Annotated in this window: 17 protein-coding genes; 11 read left to right on the top strand and 6 right to left on the bottom strand. The window is 31.0% G+C overall.

The window, feature by feature from the left end:
• Positions 1-7: 7 nt before the first annotated feature.
• On the bottom strand, positions 8-562 hold the full coding sequence (locus H527_RS0103050) for a DUF2911 domain-containing protein (RefSeq protein WP_027411338.1): 555 nt from the start codon (positions 560-562) through the stop codon (positions 8-10).
• 257 nt (positions 563-819) lie between these two features.
• Between H527_RS0103050 and H527_RS0103045 the strand changes: the two genes are divergently transcribed.
• From H527_RS0103045 to H527_RS0103025, 5 genes are all read left to right on the top strand, one after another.
• On the top strand, positions 820-1,365 hold the full coding sequence (locus H527_RS0103045; RefSeq protein ID WP_027411337.1) for an RNA polymerase sigma factor: 546 nt from the start codon (positions 820-822) through the stop codon (positions 1,363-1,365).
• Positions 1,349-1,954, top strand: coding sequence for a hypothetical protein (locus tag H527_RS0103040; RefSeq protein ID WP_027411336.1), 606 nt, complete (start codon positions 1,349-1,351; stop codon positions 1,952-1,954). The genes H527_RS0103045 and H527_RS0103040 overlap by 17 nt, the downstream gene beginning before the upstream one ends.
• The gene (locus H527_RS0103035; RefSeq protein ID WP_027411335.1) at positions 1,938-3,314 is read left to right on the top strand and encodes a hypothetical protein; all 1,377 of its coding nucleotides are present in this window, start codon (positions 1,938-1,940) and stop codon (positions 3,312-3,314) included. The genes H527_RS0103040 and H527_RS0103035 overlap by 17 nt, the downstream gene beginning before the upstream one ends.
• 379 nt (positions 3,315-3,693) lie before the next feature.
• The gene (locus tag H527_RS0103030) at positions 3,694-4,341 is read left to right on the top strand and encodes a hypothetical protein (RefSeq protein WP_155837795.1); all 648 of its coding nucleotides are present in this window, start codon (positions 3,694-3,696) and stop codon (positions 4,339-4,341) included.
• 485 nt (positions 4,342-4,826) lie between these two features.
• Complete coding sequence (locus H527_RS0103025; RefSeq protein ID WP_081414539.1) at positions 4,827-5,699, top strand: type IV pili methyl-accepting chemotaxis transducer N-terminal domain-containing protein; 873 nt, start codon at positions 4,827-4,829, stop codon at positions 5,697-5,699.
• Between the two features lie 128 nt (positions 5,700-5,827).
• Here the strand turns inward: H527_RS0103025 and secA are convergent, their stop codons facing one another.
• From secA to H527_RS23845, 4 genes are all read right to left on the bottom strand, one after another.
• Positions 5,828-9,184 (bottom strand): preprotein translocase subunit SecA, encoded by a 3,357-nt coding sequence (secA, locus tag H527_RS0103020; RefSeq protein WP_027411332.1) that lies wholly within the window; start codon positions 9,182-9,184, stop codon positions 5,828-5,830.
• Positions 9,185-9,418: 234 nt separating this feature from the next.
• Positions 9,419-9,640: a DUF2795 domain-containing protein gene (locus H527_RS0103015; RefSeq protein WP_006989959.1), complete on the bottom strand. Its 222-nt coding sequence runs from the start codon at positions 9,638-9,640 to the stop codon at positions 9,419-9,421.
• Positions 9,641-9,776: 136 nt separating this feature from the next.
• Positions 9,777-10,352 carry a cob(I)yrinic acid a,c-diamide adenosyltransferase gene (locus H527_RS0103010; protein WP_027411331.1) on the bottom strand — a complete coding sequence of 192 codons (576 nt, stop codon included), beginning with the start codon at positions 10,350-10,352 and terminating at the stop codon, positions 9,777-9,779.
• Between the two features lie 5 nt (positions 10,353-10,357).
• Complete coding sequence (locus H527_RS23845; protein WP_155837794.1) at positions 10,358-10,519, bottom strand: hypothetical protein; 162 nt, start codon at positions 10,517-10,519, stop codon at positions 10,358-10,360.
• 151 nt (positions 10,520-10,670) lie between these two features.
• Here H527_RS23845 and recR point away from each other — a divergent pair, with 151 nt between their 5' ends.
• From recR to H527_RS0102975, 6 genes are all read left to right on the top strand, one after another.
• Positions 10,671-11,291 (top strand): recombination mediator RecR, encoded by a 621-nt coding sequence (gene recR / locus H527_RS0103000; RefSeq protein ID WP_027411330.1) that lies wholly within the window; start codon positions 10,671-10,673, stop codon positions 11,289-11,291.
• Positions 11,292-11,520: 229 nt separating this feature from the next.
• Complete coding sequence (locus H527_RS0102995) at positions 11,521-12,855, top strand: dihydrolipoamide acetyltransferase family protein (protein ID WP_027411329.1); 1,335 nt, start codon at positions 11,521-11,523, stop codon at positions 12,853-12,855.
• A 205-nt stretch (positions 12,856-13,060) separates the two neighbouring features.
• Positions 13,061-13,660 (top strand): Crp/Fnr family transcriptional regulator, encoded by a 600-nt coding sequence (locus H527_RS0102990; protein ID WP_027411328.1) that lies wholly within the window; start codon positions 13,061-13,063, stop codon positions 13,658-13,660.
• 73 nt (positions 13,661-13,733) lie between these two features.
• Positions 13,734-14,363, top strand: coding sequence for an NAD(P)H-dependent oxidoreductase (locus tag H527_RS0102985; protein ID WP_027411327.1), 630 nt, complete (start codon positions 13,734-13,736; stop codon positions 14,361-14,363).
• Entirely contained in the window at positions 14,360-14,809 is a 450-nt protein-coding gene (locus H527_RS0102980) for a DMT family transporter (RefSeq protein ID WP_027411326.1), read from the top strand. The genes H527_RS0102985 and H527_RS0102980 overlap by 4 nt, the downstream gene beginning before the upstream one ends.
• Positions 14,806-15,537: a GNAT family N-acetyltransferase gene (locus H527_RS0102975; RefSeq protein ID WP_027411325.1), complete on the top strand. Its 732-nt coding sequence runs from the start codon at positions 14,806-14,808 to the stop codon at positions 15,535-15,537. The genes H527_RS0102980 and H527_RS0102975 overlap by 4 nt, the downstream gene beginning before the upstream one ends.
• 10 nt (positions 15,538-15,547) lie before the next feature.
• Here the strand turns inward: H527_RS0102975 and H527_RS21325 are convergent, their stop codons facing one another.
• Entirely contained in the window at positions 15,548-15,901 is a 354-nt protein-coding gene (locus tag H527_RS21325) for a hypothetical protein (protein ID WP_051316608.1), read from the bottom strand.
• Positions 15,902-15,918: the final 17 nt, after the last annotated feature.

The raw sequence follows: 15,918 nt of genomic DNA, 5'->3' as shown, positions 1-15,918 counted from the left end.
TAGGTTTCTATATTTTGATCGGAACAGCAATAGCTGTTCTGTCCCATGCCATATATAGTATGGTAAAATCATTTGCATCTTCAAAGTATATAGAAAATTGTTCTACTATATTTAATAGTGGTTGAGTAGGAACTTCTACAATAAGATTATCAAATAAAGGATCTCGTTTTGGATTACCATTCATATGTACCCCCCAATCATATTTTTTGCTATTAAAAATTACTTTCCAAGATTTGGGGTTTGGAATGGTCCATAAAGTGTAAGTTCCTGCTTTAAGAGTAGTTCCATCTACCATAATGTTTTTTGTAGTAGTAAAAGTAGTGGCTTCATTAGCTCCAGTTCTCCATACTTCATTATAAGGAACTAGAGAACCAAAAATTTTTCTATTTTTTTTATACGGTCTATTATAAAATATACTAAAAGAGGCGTCTTTAATAGTATGAGTTATTGTTTCTTCAGGGCTATGTTTTTTAGTATTTTGTTTCATAAAAAACATTCCCAAAACTCCAATTGTTACTAATCCTAATAAAATAAGTATTATTTGTTTTAAAAACTTAGGCATGATATTTTTTATTCTTAAAGATAATTCTTTTTACAAATTAAGTTTATAATTTGATTTCTATAAAATAAAAAAAAACTATATACAGAAAAGAATATTAAGGTTTTATGGGTTTAACAGATTGATAAATAGTATTTTATTTTTTTTGATCATACTTTTTGTATATAATTTTGCAACAAGTAATATATATGTACGTCTATATAGATGTACACGATTTAAAAAGTTTTTAAACAATATCACTAACCAAAAGTTAAAAAAGTTTGTTACAAAGCGAGCTAATAGAGCAATGTAGAGTTAACGATCGTAGAGCGCAAATGAAACTCTATAATAAATACTGTGATGGTATGTATTATGTTGCATTACGTTTTCTTAAAGATCCGTTTGAGGCAGAGGAAGCTATGCAAGAGTCTTTTATTAAAGCATTTGCAAAACTTCACCAATTTACAGGAGATGTAACTTTTGGAGCTTGGCTTAAGCGAATAGTAATTAATAAAAGTATTGATATGCTTAAGGCTAAGAAAATGAATATGGTAGCCATTAATGAGCAGGTTATGGCAACTGTAGATGAACAAGAAGATTGGTCGGTTTCGGATTCTGTTACGGTAGATGAAGTTAAAAAAGAAATCGAAAAACTACCAGAAAAATATAGATATGCAGTTATGTTATTTTTAATAGAGGGATATGATCATAAAGAGATTAGTGAAATATTGAATATTACTCCAGTTTCTTCAAGAACATTAGTACATAGAGGAAAAAAACAGCTACAGGAACAATTAAAATATTTGAATGATGGCACAGGATATTAGAGAGTTACTAAAACAGGATAAGCAGATTCCTTCTGAAAAAATAAAAGAAGGTCATCAACAACGGTTCATATCTCGATTAGAAAAAGAACTGCCCCAAAAGACACGAAGTTTAAAATACCATTGGCTTAATATTGCGGCTAGTATTGTTGTTATTCTTTCTGTTTCTTTACTTACGTATAATCAACTAAATACTAGTACTTCTAAGGGTACTCAGATTGTAGATAGTGAAACAGTAAAAAATTCATCAGTTATTTTATCTAAACAGTCTTCTCCTTTGGCTGAAATATCTCCAGAATATGAAAAAGTGGAGAATAGTATACTTACAAGTATAAAGTTTCAATTATCAAAGATTACAATTGATGACAGTAACAGGGAGTTAGTTGATAGTTTTAGAGATAGATTAGATAATTTAGACAAGGAATATCAACGACTTAATAAAGAGTTAATAGAGGTAGGTCCAAATGTACAAAGTGTAGAGGCTATGATGGAAAATTTAACAATAAGATTATCTCTTCTAAATAGATTAAAAGATAAACTGAAAGAATTAGAGCAAATAGAAAACGAAAATTATAATGAAGTACAAGCTTAATATTTTTACGCTTAGTGTACTGTGTTGTACAGGAGTGTTTGCGCAGGAAAAACAAAGTAAGTTAAACAAAAAACTTGTTGTAAATAATGATGTTACTATAAATCTTAATACAAGTCATACTAATATTGTTTTTGAAACTTGGAACAAAAACACAGTATCTGTAGACGCTTATCTGGAAGGAGATCTTTCTGACGAAAACAATAAACGGGTGTTAGATAGCTGGCAAGTAAATGTAGTTGGAGATAATAAAGAGGTAACTATTAATTCTGTTGCAGGTAATTTATGGAGTACAGATATTAGTTCATCCAATATTAATACAGATAGAAACCTACAAGAATTAAAGATGTTAGGCCCTGCTATAACAAATATGTTAGGTCCTCTTATGGAAAATATAGCTAAAAACCCTATGCCAAATGCTCTTTCTGAAAGCAAAGCTAATGTTAATTATGATAACTCCCCATTTAAAGAAAAAAATGAAAAATATATAAAACAATGGGAAAGCCAGATACGTGAAAAGTTTAAAGAAGATATAGGAGAAAAAAAGCAGAAATGGGCTAAGGAATTTGAAAATAAAGGTATAAAAATCCCAGAAGGAAAAAAGGATATTCGTTTAGAAACATGGGGAGAGCAATACGGAAAACAGATGGATGCTTGGGCATCACAATTAATAAAAGATATACAAAGTCAACAAAGTGGTTTAACAAATGTTACGGTATATCGTTATAGCTCTAGTAGAGTAAATAATAATTCCACTAGTGCAAAAACCATTAAAATACATATACCAGTAAAAGCTAAATTAAGACTTAATATTAGACATGGAGATGTACAATTGGCCGAAAAGTCTAATAATGTTAAGGCGTCATTATCTCATACTAAGCTTTCTGCTAATGTTATAGATGGAGATCAAACTTTTATAAAAGCTTCTTATTCTCCAGTATTTGTTCGTCAATGGAATAATGGTAGATTAGTTATAAATTATGTTAAGAATTGTAGGATACAAAAAGCAAAAAGCCTTACTGTGAACGCAGATTCTAGTAATATATTTATTCAACAACTTGATAAAAAAGGAGCTATTTCAGCAAGCTTTGGTGTAATTACTATCGCTAACTTAGGAGAGTCTTTTTCTACTTTGGATTTAGTAGTACAGAATAGTGATTTTAAACTTAATTTACCCAAAATAGCTTTTAATTTATCTTATAATGGAGCGCAAAGTATAATTGCTTTACCTAAAACAATGGAAATAAGCACTAGGAAAAATTTTGGTAATGTCCTTGTTAATGGATTTCAAAATAGCCGAAGTACAGATAAAATGATTACTATAAATGCTAAATATAGTGAGGTAGTATTAAATAATAAATAAGTTTTTTCGTAGTAATGTAGTGTTAATTATAGGAGAGCTCTATTGGTCAAATCAATAGGGCTTTTTTAGTAACATAATTTTTTAATTCCCTTAACATTGCAGAAAGGTAAAAACGTAAGAATATTACAGGTAAGTTCTTTTTGCCTGCTAAAAAAAGCATTTTATCTGATTTTTTAACAAGCTCTTGTTTTTAGATAGCTTAAAATCAATTAATTATGGTTTTATAAGTTGTTTTTTAACAGTTTTTGTGTTATTTGTCGAAAATCATAATCATTTAGTCTAAAAGTCTGGTTTTTAATTTGTTTAACTATAATTAAGTAATACTATTGTATGGGAAAACCGTAATAAAGTGATAAAGCTTTAATTGTAAAGTATACAAATGATGAGATCAATAGCATATTTTTTTAGTTTATTTTTATTCTTAAATAGTTATGCAAATGGCTTGGGACAATCCTTACAAGTAGAAAAAGAAGGACTGATAGTAGTAGTTATAGATTTTCAAGAAGGGGATAAGCTGAAATTATTTGAAGTAGAAAGTGGAGATCATGTTTTATCTAAGACTCGCGGACAAATAGATTTAAGTCAGTTACCAATGGGAGCATATTTACTTGAAAATAGTATTGGAGAGTCTATAGTGATACAAAGATTAGAAGGCGAGGTTATTATAGAAGGAGGAATCGTAGATAATGAAGAACAAGATTTTGTTGTAGAAGAGGATAGTAAAAGGTTATATATGTCTTCAGAAACTACTGTAGAACAAGAATATATTCAGTATTACGAAAATGAAGAAACAAATTTATTAGAAATCATAAGAGAAGGCGATATCGTGACAGTAGTTGATTTCGAAGTAGGAGATAAGATAAAATTATTTGAAGTAAAAAACACAGTACACGTTTTGTCAAAAACCACAAACTACATAGATCTTAGTCAATTACCTACAGGTGTTTATGTCTTAGAAAATAATAAAGGAGAATCTGTTATAGTAGAGAAGTTTTTGAATAAGAAAGAACTTGTAGTGGATATGTAGAAAAAATAGTTGTCTAGCCCTAAATAATCGATACAGATTAATAGGGATTAAAATTAATTATTTAAAGCTGAAGAATGATATCATTCTTCAGCTTTTTTTATTGATACGTTTTTCTTTTGATTTTTTGTTGTTGATGCATTTTTAATGGAGTCAACATATAGTTTGATAAATGTGGTCTTTTATTGTTGTAGATTGATGTTGTTTTTTCTTCGAACTAGACCATCCTGAATCGTGTAACATTTCAATATATTTAAAAAAGACCTATAATAGATTTTTAAACTATAAGATAAGAGTAATCCTTATGAATAAAGAAGAACTATTTAGGTATACTTTTTAAGGGAACTTATAAACTGATAAAAATCATATTTATTAAGTGTAGTCTAGAATACTTTTGTACTTCAATTAACAGTAATATATAGCAGCAATGACTGTTGATGCAGTTCTTATAACCAAAGATCTACTGTAAAACCTTAAAACCTATATAAATGAAAAGCAAAATGTATATGAATAAAAAAATGTTAATGATTTTTATGATCGGATTAGTTTATCCTATCTTTAATAATATTTACGCACAACAAAGCGGAAAATATGGGTCATTATCATTTAAAAGTGCAATAAATGTATCTGGTAAGCAACGTATGTTTACTCAAAAAATATCTAAAGCATATTTGTATCTACTAAATAATACTAATGATATACAGGCTAAAAAAGATTTAGCATCCAGTCAAATTATTTTTGAAGAGCAAAATAGAATTCTTATTCAGAACAGTAAATCTATAGAGATTAATAATAGGCTGAAAGCGGTTAATGAGCTATGGAAAAATTTTAAAGAGATAGTCGAAACCCAGCCAAACTATGATAATGCTAAAAAACTTATAGATATAAATACAGATTTTCTAAAAGCAACAAATGCAGTAGTAGAATCTATTATTTCTGAATCTAAAAAATCTGTTCAAGATATTCAAAATAGTCTAGATGAATCGGGAGCAGGAGAAGATCAATTAGAATTAGAGAGTTTAATCAATATTTCAGGAAGACAACGGATGTTATCACAAAGATTAGCTTTTTATTATTTTGCAAATAGAGTTGAGCTTAAAAATAAAAACTCTACTCAAATGCTTAATAATGTTTTTCATGAATTAGATGGAGCACTTAATAAACTTCTGATATCTAAATTTAATACCCCAAAGATTGATGAAAAAATTGGGGTTGCATTTTCTAAATGGAATGCAATTAAAAAAAATAAATCTATATTAATGAGTCAAAAACTTGAAGAAGACGAAGTTTATAGAATAAGTAATGAATTGACTAAAGTATTTAACGAAATAACATTACTATATGAAAAAGTTAATGTTTGATTTTTTATAAGTTGTATATAATGTCATACATACCTCGTGAGCTTGCTCCGAGGTTATTGATTTTATTGAAAAGCATAAAGCCTGAAGCTATGGCTTCAGGCTTTATGCTTTTCAATAAAAATACTTTTTTATTCATTAACTATTACCCATTCTCCTTTTTCGATTAGAGGTATAGCTTGTTTGTATTTCATTGTTTTATTTTCACCACTCATTATGTGTTTGATAGTAACCTTGTCATTACGTCCAATTTTTGGTTGTTCGCGTACAATAGTTTCGGTGATTTGAGGTTGTTCTTGTGTTTGACCAGCAGCTCTATTTTGTGCTGCACGCTCATCCATATTAGGGATTTCTTCTTTAGAAGTCTCTAATCTTTCTTTTCTTTGAACTTGCCTTGCTTCAGATATGTCTTGAGTATTACCAGTTGGTAACTCTCCTTTAAATAAAAATGATATTACTTCTTTGTTTACTTCTTCAATCATTGCTTTAAAAAGTTCGAAAGCCTCAAATTTATAGATTAACAATGGATCTTTTTGTTCATGAACGGCCAGCTGTACACTTTGTTTTAATTCGTCCATTTTACGAAGATGGGTTTTCCATGCATCATCAATAATAGCTAGAGTAATATTTTTTTCAAAATCAGTAATTAACTGTTTACCTTCAGATTCATAAGCTTTTTGCAGATCTGTAGCCACGTTTATATTTTTTACACCATCTGTAAACGGAACTAAAATTCTTTCGTACTTGCTACTAGGGTCTTCATATACCTGTTTAATTACAGGATAAGCAGCCTCTGCATTACGTTTCATTTTATCTTGATAATGCTCATAAGCAACTTTGTATACTTGTTTTGCAATTTTTAGAGAATCCATTTTTTCGAATTCTGTTTCAGAAACAGGGCTACTCATAGAGAAGTATCGAATCAACTCAAATTCAAAATTTTTATAATCTTGTGCAGCTTTATTACCTTCGGTAACTACTTCGACAGTATCGTAGATCATGTTGGCGATATCTACACGAAGGCGTTCTCCAAACAATGCGTGATAACGACGTTTGTATACTACTTCTCGTTGTGCATTCATTACATCGTCATATTCAAGTAGTCGTTTACGAACCCCAAAGTTGTTTTCTTCTACTTTTTTCTGTGCTCTTTCGATAGATTTAGAGATCATAGAGTGTTGTATTACTTCTCCTTCTTTTAGACCCATTCTATCCATCATTTTTGCAATACGCTCAGAACCAAATAAACGCATTAAATTGTCTTCTAAAGAAACATAAAACTGAGAACTTCCTGGATCTCCTTGACGACCAGCACGACCACGTAATTGTCTATCAACACGACGAGAATCGTGACGTTCTGTACCTACAATAGCAAGACCGCCTGCTGCTTTTACTTCTTCGGTTAGTTTAATATCAGTACCACGCCCCGCCATATTGGTAGCAATAGTTACCACTCCAGGGTTACCGGCTTCAGCGACAATATCCGCTTCTTTTTTATGTAGTTTAGCATTTAATACATTGTGAGGGACTTTTCGAATAGTTAACATTCTCCCTAATAATTCAGAAATCTCTACAGAAGTAGTACCAATAAGCACAGGTCTTCCTGCGCGAGATAATTCTGTTACTTCTTCTATAACAGCATTGTATTTTTCACGTTTCGTTTTGTATACTAAATCCTCTCTATCATGCCTGGCTATAGGTCGGTTAGTTGGTATTTCTACTACGTCTAATTTATAGATTTCCCAAAGTTCTCCGGCTTCTGTTACAGCAGTACCTGTCATTCCACATAACTTGCCATACATACGGAAGTAATTTTGAAGTGTTACCGTAGCAAAAGTCTGTGTTGCATCTTCAATTTTTACGTTTTCTTTTGCTTCAATAGCTTGGTGTAATCCATCGCTATATCTACGGCCATCCATAATACGCCCTGTCTGTTCGTCAACAATTTTCACTTTATTGTCCATTACGACATATTCTACATCCTTTTCGAATAATGAATATGCTTTAAGTAATTGCCTAAGGGTATGGATACGTTCACTTTTTACGCTATAATCCCTAAAAAGATCTTCTTTTTGTTCCGCTTCTTCTTCTTTAGATAATTCTTGTTTCTCTATTTTAGCGATTTCCATACCAATTTGTGGTAATACAAAAAAATCAGGGTCATCCTTACCAGAAAGATATTCAACACCTTTATCAGTAAGATCAATTTGATTATTTTTTTCTTCAATAACATAATACAAATCTGCATCTACTTTATGCATTTCGCGGTTATTGTCTTGCATATAAAAGTTTTCTGTTTTTTGAAGCAGTATTTTGACTCCTTCTTCACTTAAAAACTTGATTAACGCTTTGTTTTTTGGAATACCTCTGTATACTTGTAATAATTTAAAACCACCTTCTTTAGTATCCCCTTCTTTAATGAGTTTTTTAGCTTCGGCAAAGACAGTAGTCAGGTATTTGTGTTGTACAGATACTATATCGGCAATCTTTGGTTTTAATTCATCAAACTCATGTATATCTCCTTTTGGTATAGGGCCTGAGATAATCAATGGTGTACGAGCATCATCAATCAATACAGAGTCTACTTCATCTATAATAGCATAGTTGTGGGGACGTTGTACTAAATCTTCTGGAGCATGTGACATGTTATCTCGTAGATAATCAAATCCAAATTCATTATTAGTACCATAGGTAATATCTGCATTATAAGCAGCTCTTCTTTCTGGGGAATTAGGCCTATGGTTATCAATACAGTCTACAGTTAGTCCATGAAATTGAAAAATAGGAGCCATCCACTCGCTATCACGACGAGCTAAATAATCATTTACTGTTACTAAATGAACACCATTGCCAGATAGCGCATTAAGATAAACGGGTAATGTTGCAACCAAAGTTTTTCCTTCTCCTGTTTGCATCTCTGCTACTTTTCCTTCGTGTAAAGTGATACCACCAACTAATTGCACGTCATAATGAACCATGTCCCATTTAACTTCTTTACCAGCCGCATCCCAACTTGTAGACCAGATAGCTTTTTCTTCATTAAGAGTAATATGCTCTCTAGTTCCAGAAAGTTCACGATCATAGGCAGAAGCAGTAACCTCTATAGTGTCATTGCTCGTAAAACGTTTTGCAGTTTCTTTTATCACAGCAAAAGCTTCAGGAAGAATATCGTTTAAAGCTTTTTCAGTGACTTTATAGGCTTCTTCTTTTAGAGCATCTATTTCTGCGTAAATGTCTTCTTTTTTGTCAATATCTTCTTCGCTATTGGCTTCTTGTTTAAGAGCTTCTATTTTGGTGTTAATCTCTGTTCGTGCTTCGTTTATCCTGTTTTTAAATTCAACAGTTTTGGCACGAAGTTCATCATGAGAAATACCTTCAAGTGCTTTCTCCGCGTTTTTGATTAGCTCAACCTTTGGTTGAACTTCTTTTATGTCTTTTTTGGATTTATCTCCAACAAATACTTTTAATACAGAATCTAAAATTCCCATAATTTATGGTTGTGTGTTTAGTTAGATCTAATTTCAAAACGAAATTAATCGGTCTTTCATCTATAATAAGATTATATTTAACTCAGATTCTTAACTTATTAAGAGTCTGCTTCATTATTTCAGAACCTAACTTAGTCGTTATACAATATTTTATGCGTTATAAATAACCATAAAACTGACGTAATTTACGCAAAAAAAAAGCCTCTTTCGAGACTTTTAATACTATTTGGTTTTTTAATATTCATCCTCATTCCAAAGATAATCTTCATCCGTAGGATAATCTGGCCATATCTCTTCAATAGAGTCATACGAATCTCCTTCATCCTCAATGGATTGTAGGTTTTCTACAACCTCTAAAGGTGCTCCAGTACGAATTGCGTAATCTATTAACTCGTCTTTTGTAGCTGGCCAAGGCGCATCGCTTAAGTAAGATGCTAATTCTAAAGTCCAATACATATGTTTACTGGTTTTGTTTTTTGCAAAAATAATTTTTTAGTTTAAAAAGTCAAGTAAAAAATTAATTATTTAAACAATAATTATAAGAACGTGATTTTTTAGGGCTTTCCCATACTGATTTTTTAGCATTAAAAATTTAAGAATTTTTTTTAGGAATCCACTCAATTTCCTCTGCTTTAAGATCGTGAGACAACTTTCGTGCCAGTACAAAAAGATAGTCAGATAGTCGGTTTAAGTACTGTAATGTTTTTTCTTCAAAAGGAGCTATTTCATATAAAGCAGTGGATAAACGCTCTGCTCTTCGACATACACAGCGAGCAATATGACAGAATGACACAGTTTGATGTCCTCCTGGTAATACAAAATGTGTCATTGGTGGCAAGGATTCATTCATTCTATCCATTTCTTTTTCTAATAACTCAATATCTTCTATAGAAATTGTAGGGATATTTAATCTTTTTTCCCCATTTTTTAAAATAGCTTTTTCAGGATCTGTAGCCAAAACAGCTCCAACAGTAAAAAGTTTATCCTGTATATTTATTAAAACTGTTTTGCTAATATTGTCAATTTTTTGATCTCTAATAAGTCCTATATGTGAATTTAGCTCATCAACGGTGCCATAACTATCTATTCTGATATGATGTTTAGGTACTCTTGTGCCACCAAATAGTGCGGTAGTTCCTTTGTCTCCTGTTTTTGTGTATATTTTCATTAGGGCTATTTTTTCTTTTTTAAATAATTTTTCTTAAAATTTCGGCTACCGCGATTATACAACTTATTTTTATTTCGTTTAGTATTCCAGGATACCGCAGCAAAAAGGATTGCAATGGCAATTACCGTTAGAATAAGTTGAGTTTCTTCTGAAAAGCTTTCAAACATTACTGTACTTTTGAAGTAAAAATAGTAAATAGTTTTGTGTGTTTTTATAAGGTAGATAATATAAATTAAAGAAGATGCTTTTAGTAAGCATGTTGTTTTTAAGAAAACACTAGTTATCTAAATAATCAAAAAATAGTACATTTGTTGCATTATGGAATTTTCTTCGAAATTATTAGAAAACGCTGTTTATGAAATGTCTCAGTTACCTGGGATAGGAAAACGAACTGCATTACGATTAGTATTGCATTTACTAAGGCAACCAGAAACCCAAACGCAACATTTGGTTAATGCATTAGGAACATTGCGAAAAGAAATTAAGTTTTGTAAGGTTTGTCATAGCATTAGTGATATGGATACCTGTGAAATTTGTAGTAATCCAGTTCGAAACCGTAAAATTATTTGTGTTGTAGAAGATATTAGAGATGTAATGGCAATAGAAAGTACAGGGCAATATAGAGGTTTGTATCATGTATTGGGAGGGAAAATAAGCCCGTTGGATGGTGTTGGACCGCAAGAGTTACATATTAATTCTTTGATAGAAAAAGCTAAATCAGATAATGTAGAAGAATTAATATTTGCATTAAGCGCAACTATGGAAGGGGACACAACCAATTTTTTTATATATAAACAATTAGAAGGAGTGGATATAAAAACGTCTACTATTGCAAGAGGTATAGGTGTTAATGATGAACTTGAATATGCTGATGAGGTTACTTTGGGTAGAAGTATACTTAATAGAATACCTTTTGTAAATGCGTTGAGAAATGGATAAAGAATTATAAGCTGTTTTTTTTAAAAAAATTAAAGTTTATTTTAATTGAGAAAGAATTGTTTTTTTAGATATAATATTATATTTAAAAAGATATATCAAGAGAAAAAAAAGAGGGTTACCTGCTGAAAAACATTTTTCAGACAAAATTAATAAAGAAAAAATAACGTTTGAGTTGAATTTTGATTAAATTCGCAAAAACTATAACTAATAAACACTTTTAATTACGGATATGGCAAAATTTGAGCTTAAACTTCCAAAAATGGGTGAGAGTGTTGCAGAAGCAACAATAACAACTTGGTTAAAAGAAGTTGGAGATACTATTGAATTGGATGACGCAGTTGTTGAAATTGCAACAGATAAAGTAGATAGTGAAGTACCTAGTGAGGTAGAAGGTGTACTTATAGAAAAACTTTTTGAAGTAGATGATGTAGTACAGGTAGGTCAGGTTATTGCTGTAATAGAAACCGAAGGTGAGGGTAGTGCAGAGGTAGCTACTCAAGAAACTACTTCAAAAGTAGAAGAAACTCCAAAAGAAGCAGTTGCTATAGAAACTGCAATCGTTAAAACAACAGAAGAAGTTACAGCGGGTAAAGTTGATTTTTCTGAAAGTAGTAAATTCTACTCTCCGTTAGTAAAAAATATTGCTGCTACAGAAGGTGTTTCTTTACAAGAACTAGAAGCTATTTCTGGAACTGGTAAAGATGGGCGAGTTACCAAAAATGATATTTTACAGTTTGTAGAGGATCGTAAAAATGGAAAAGTAGTCTCTCCATCAGTAGGTAAAACAGAACCACAATCCGTATCGGTTGCAAAAAAATCAGAAGTTACTAAAGCTACACCAATAGCAGCATCGGGAGAAGATGAGATTATCGAAATGACCAGAATGGGCAAGCTTATTGCGCATCACATGGTAGAATCTGTACAAACTTCGGCACACGTACAATCGTTTATTGAAGCAGATGTAACCAATATCTGGAACTGGAGAAAAAAGGTAAAAGACGGGTTTATGAAGCGAGAGGGAGAAAACCTTACGTTTACTCCGATATTTATGGAGGCAGTTGCAAAAGCACTTAAAGATTTCCCGATGATGAATATCTCTGTTTCTGGAGATACTATAATTAAAAAGAAAAACATAAATCTTGGTATGGCAGCAGCCTTGCCAGATGGTAATTTAATCGTTCCTGTAATTAAAAACGCAGATCAATTAAATCTAGTAGGGATGACCAAAGCAGTAAACGACCTTGCTAACAGAGCACGTACCAAAGCTTTAAAACCAGATGATACCCAAGGAGGAACCTATACCGTAACTAATGTAGGTACCTTTGGTAGTATAATGGGAACACCAATCATTAATCAACCGCAAGTAGGTATTTTGGCTTTGGGAGCAATTAGAAAAGTTCCTGCGGTTATAGAAACTCCCGAAGGAGATTTTATAGGTATTCGATATAAAATGTTCTTATCTCACTCTTATGACCATAGAGTAGTAAACGGAGCACTAGGAGGACAGTTTGTACAACGTGTAAAAGATTATTTAGAGACTTGGGATGCGAATAGGGAGTTCTAATATTCTTAAAAAAATCGAAGAATTAACATTGTAGACTATTTAGCAGCAAAAGGAAATTGAAGAGTTGAAATCCATGATGGATAGGTTGCTTAGTTCTAACAAGTAAAAGAGTTCTTTTATCAAAAGTAAAAAACCACAATACAGACAAGTATTGTGGTTTTTTACTTTTAGATTTATACTTATTTTTTTTAAACATAAAACCAAAATGGAGATTGATCAAGAAAAATATATGAGTAAACTAAAAACAAAATTAGATAGTTATTCTCCAATAACTATTGATTCTTGGCAGTTTATGCAATCTATTGTTACCTTTAAGATTTTAAATAAAGAAGAGGTTCTGTTAAGGAATGGGCAAATAGCAAAAAACATTTATTTTGTTTGTAAAGGGGCATTAAGAGCTTATTTTACCAATGATAGAGGTGATGTGTATACTAAAAATATTTTCTTAGAAAATGATTTGGCAGGGTCTACCGTTTCAAATCTTTTACAGACACCTTCTACATTTACTTTAGAAACATTAGAAAAGGTGGTGTTGATAAGTATTAATTATAAAAAGTATAGAGAACTTATTTTTAAACATGAAGATTTAAAAAATTTCTATATAGCATATTTAGAGAAAAATTGGGTGATAGAAAAGGAGCAAATAGAGGTTTCTATAGTAATGGAAAACGCAACTAAAAGGTATATGAAATTATTAAATCAACATCCAAATCTAGATCAAAGAATACCACAAATGTATATTGCTTCTCATTTGGGTATTACACCCACCCAACTAAGTAGAATAAGAAAAGAATTAAAAAAATAGTGTAGAATCAACATATGTAAATGTGCATCCTATTTCTTGGATTTATTTTCGCAATGAATCTTAAAAGAAAATTATGAATGTATTAGAAAATTTAAAATGGCGTTACGCTACAAAAAAATTTGACCCTTCAAGAAAAATTGAAGATCACAGTTTAGATGTTTTAAAAGAAAGTATACAGTTATCTGTTTCTTCATTTGGCCTTCAGTTATATAAGGTGTTATTTATTAAAGATAAAGAGTTAAGAGAGGAACTAAAAAAATTCTCATGGCAACAGAATCAAATAACAGACGCTTCTTATATTGTTGTTTTTTGTAATTATATCAAAAAAAGCGAAGAACATGTGGATGAGTTTATAGCTTTAAAATCATACACAGAACAGAGTAGTATAGAAGATTTAAGAGGGTACGGTGATTTTATAAAGACTAAAATAAAAGAAAAGTCTATAAAAGAATACCAACATTGGACAGCTTTGCAAACATATTTGGCTCTTAGTAATTTGTTGTATAGTTGCGCAGAACTAAAAATTGATGCTTGCCCAATGGAAGGGTTTATTCCAGAAAAATATAACGATATCTTGAAACTTTCCGAACAAGGTCTTAGTGCATCTGTGATTGCTGCCATTGGATACCGTTCTGATAAAGATAAAACTCAATATTATTCAAAAACCAGAAAGCCAATCCATAAATTATTTGAAGAAATATGAACACATACATATTATCTGTCATTGCATTTTTTGGAGGAGCATTTCTGGCTGCCCAAGGTGGGTTGAATGCTCATTTGGGAGTTTTGTTAAAAAACCCATTATTGGCGTCGATAGTAGCTTTTACGAGTAGTCTGATTTTTGCATTTATATTTATTGTCTTTACCACTAAAAGTGTTCCAAGTTTAGTGGAGATAAAGGAAATTCCGATATATCTATGGTTTACAGGTGGTCTTTGTAGTGTAATAGGGGTTAGCTTATACTACTATACTATTCCAAAATTAGGAATAGCAACAATGATTTCGTTAGGATTATCTGGGCAGTTGATTTTTTCGATTATAGCAGGACAGTTTGGATGGTTAAGTTTACCAACCGAACCGATAACAATAAAAAAAATAGTAGGTGTTATTACAATGCTTATAGGAATATTATTAATTAATTTAAAATGAAAGAAATATCTAGTATTATAGATGCCAATATCGAAAACCTAACCTCTTTATGGAAAACAGCAAGCGTTCCTTTTGATTCTTACTATAAAACTCCAGGGTTTGAGTATTGTAAAATAAAAGATAGTGATTGGCCTAATAGGTTATGGTTTTCTAGGAATTTGAAAGAGAATGATATAGATCTAGTTAAAGAAATAATAAGATCTGGTAACCTAACTATTCCATATTGGAATACTAAAAGTAAAAATGAGGATGTACTTTTTTTGAAAAATCATTTTGAGTTGAAGTTTAAACAAGTAGCTATGTATCTTAAGCCAGATACATATTTTGAAATAGGAAATGAGATAAAAATAAAGCGGATACATAAAACGCTTGAAATGAAGATGTGGACAGATTTATATCCAAAGGCTTTTAGATATAAGATTTCAGAAAATATACTGGTAAATACATATAAAGATATTCACTATTATTTAGCTTATTATAATGACGAGCCTATAGGGACAGCTATACTATTTCAAACTAATAATATTGTAGGTGTACATGGCGTAGGGGTTGTTCCTCAAATGCGGAAAAGAGGTTTTGCAGCACAAATAATGAAATCATTAATAAATGTAGCGATTATAAATAATATGGATTACGTAATGCTACAGGCATCTGATATGGGTAAGAATGTATATCTAAAACTAGGCTTCAAAGAGCTGTTTGAGATAAGGAATTATGTTGCTAGATAGTTTTTTTGAGTTAAAGACTATCTCCTTTTTTTAGCCTTTTGCTACGATCGACATCAATAGCTTGTAATGTGTCATTAACAATTAAGGTATGGGTATAATAAGATTCTGTATCTGTTAACGGAATTAATATTAACATCTGTACCTTGCTTTTTGGAGGAATTTTTTTAAGTATAGGTCGTTGTGCACTTCTTCTATATCCAGTAGGGTTCACTTTTAAGAAAACACTTTTGTCTTCGTTAGTATCATTTTTAACATAAAGAATAGTTCGTTTTTTTTGTTTTTCTTCTACCAAACGAACAGGCTTATCTTGAGCAGAAATAGTAAAAGAAAAAAGGGATACAAAGAGAGGAATAAATATTTTCATGTAATCAAAGATACAAT

This window comes from Aquimarina muelleri DSM 19832, assembly GCF_000430665.1.
GTDB lineage: Bacteria > Bacteroidota > Bacteroidia > Flavobacteriales > Flavobacteriaceae > Aquimarina > Aquimarina muelleri.
This window is presented reverse-complemented; position numbering and strand designations above follow the sequence as displayed.

Coding starts and splice junctions, on each gene's coding strand:
- H527_RS0102985 (WP_027411327.1), top strand. CDS start 13,734: ATGAATGTATTAGAAAATTTAAAATGGCGTTACGCTACAAAAAAATTT.
- H527_RS0103050 (WP_027411338.1), bottom strand. CDS start 562: ATGCCTAAGTTTTTAAAACAAATAATACTTATTTTATTAGGATTAGTA.
- H527_RS0102975 (WP_027411325.1), top strand. CDS start 14,806: ATGAAAGAAATATCTAGTATTATAGATGCCAATATCGAAAACCTAACC.
- H527_RS0103040 (WP_027411336.1), top strand. CDS start 1,349: ATGGCACAGGATATTAGAGAGTTACTAAAACAGGATAAGCAGATTCCT.
- secA (WP_027411332.1), bottom strand. CDS start 9,184: ATGGGAATTTTAGATTCTGTATTAAAAGTATTTGTTGGAGATAAATCC.
- H527_RS0103035 (WP_027411335.1), top strand. CDS start 1,938: ATGAAGTACAAGCTTAATATTTTTACGCTTAGTGTACTGTGTTGTACA.
- H527_RS0103015 (WP_006989959.1), bottom strand. CDS start 9,640: ATGTATTGGACTTTAGAATTAGCATCTTACTTAAGCGATGCGCCTTGG.
- H527_RS0102995 (WP_027411329.1), top strand. CDS start 11,521: ATGGCAAAATTTGAGCTTAAACTTCCAAAAATGGGTGAGAGTGTTGCA.
- H527_RS0103025 (WP_081414539.1), top strand. CDS start 4,827: ATGAAAAGCAAAATGTATATGAATAAAAAAATGTTAATGATTTTTATG.
- recR (WP_027411330.1), top strand. CDS start 10,671: ATGGAATTTTCTTCGAAATTATTAGAAAACGCTGTTTATGAAATGTCT.
- H527_RS23845 (WP_155837794.1), bottom strand. CDS start 10,519: ATGTTTGAAAGCTTTTCAGAAGAAACTCAACTTATTCTAACGGTAATT.
- H527_RS0103030 (WP_155837795.1), top strand. CDS start 3,694: ATGATGAGATCAATAGCATATTTTTTTAGTTTATTTTTATTCTTAAAT.
- H527_RS21325 (WP_051316608.1), bottom strand. CDS start 15,901: ATGAAAATATTTATTCCTCTCTTTGTATCCCTTTTTTCTTTTACTATT.
- H527_RS0103010 (WP_027411331.1), bottom strand. CDS start 10,352: ATGAAAATATACACAAAAACAGGAGACAAAGGAACTACCGCACTATTT.
- H527_RS0102980 (WP_027411326.1), top strand. CDS start 14,360: ATGAACACATACATATTATCTGTCATTGCATTTTTTGGAGGAGCATTT.
- H527_RS0102990 (WP_027411328.1), top strand. CDS start 13,061: ATGGAGATTGATCAAGAAAAATATATGAGTAAACTAAAAACAAAATTA.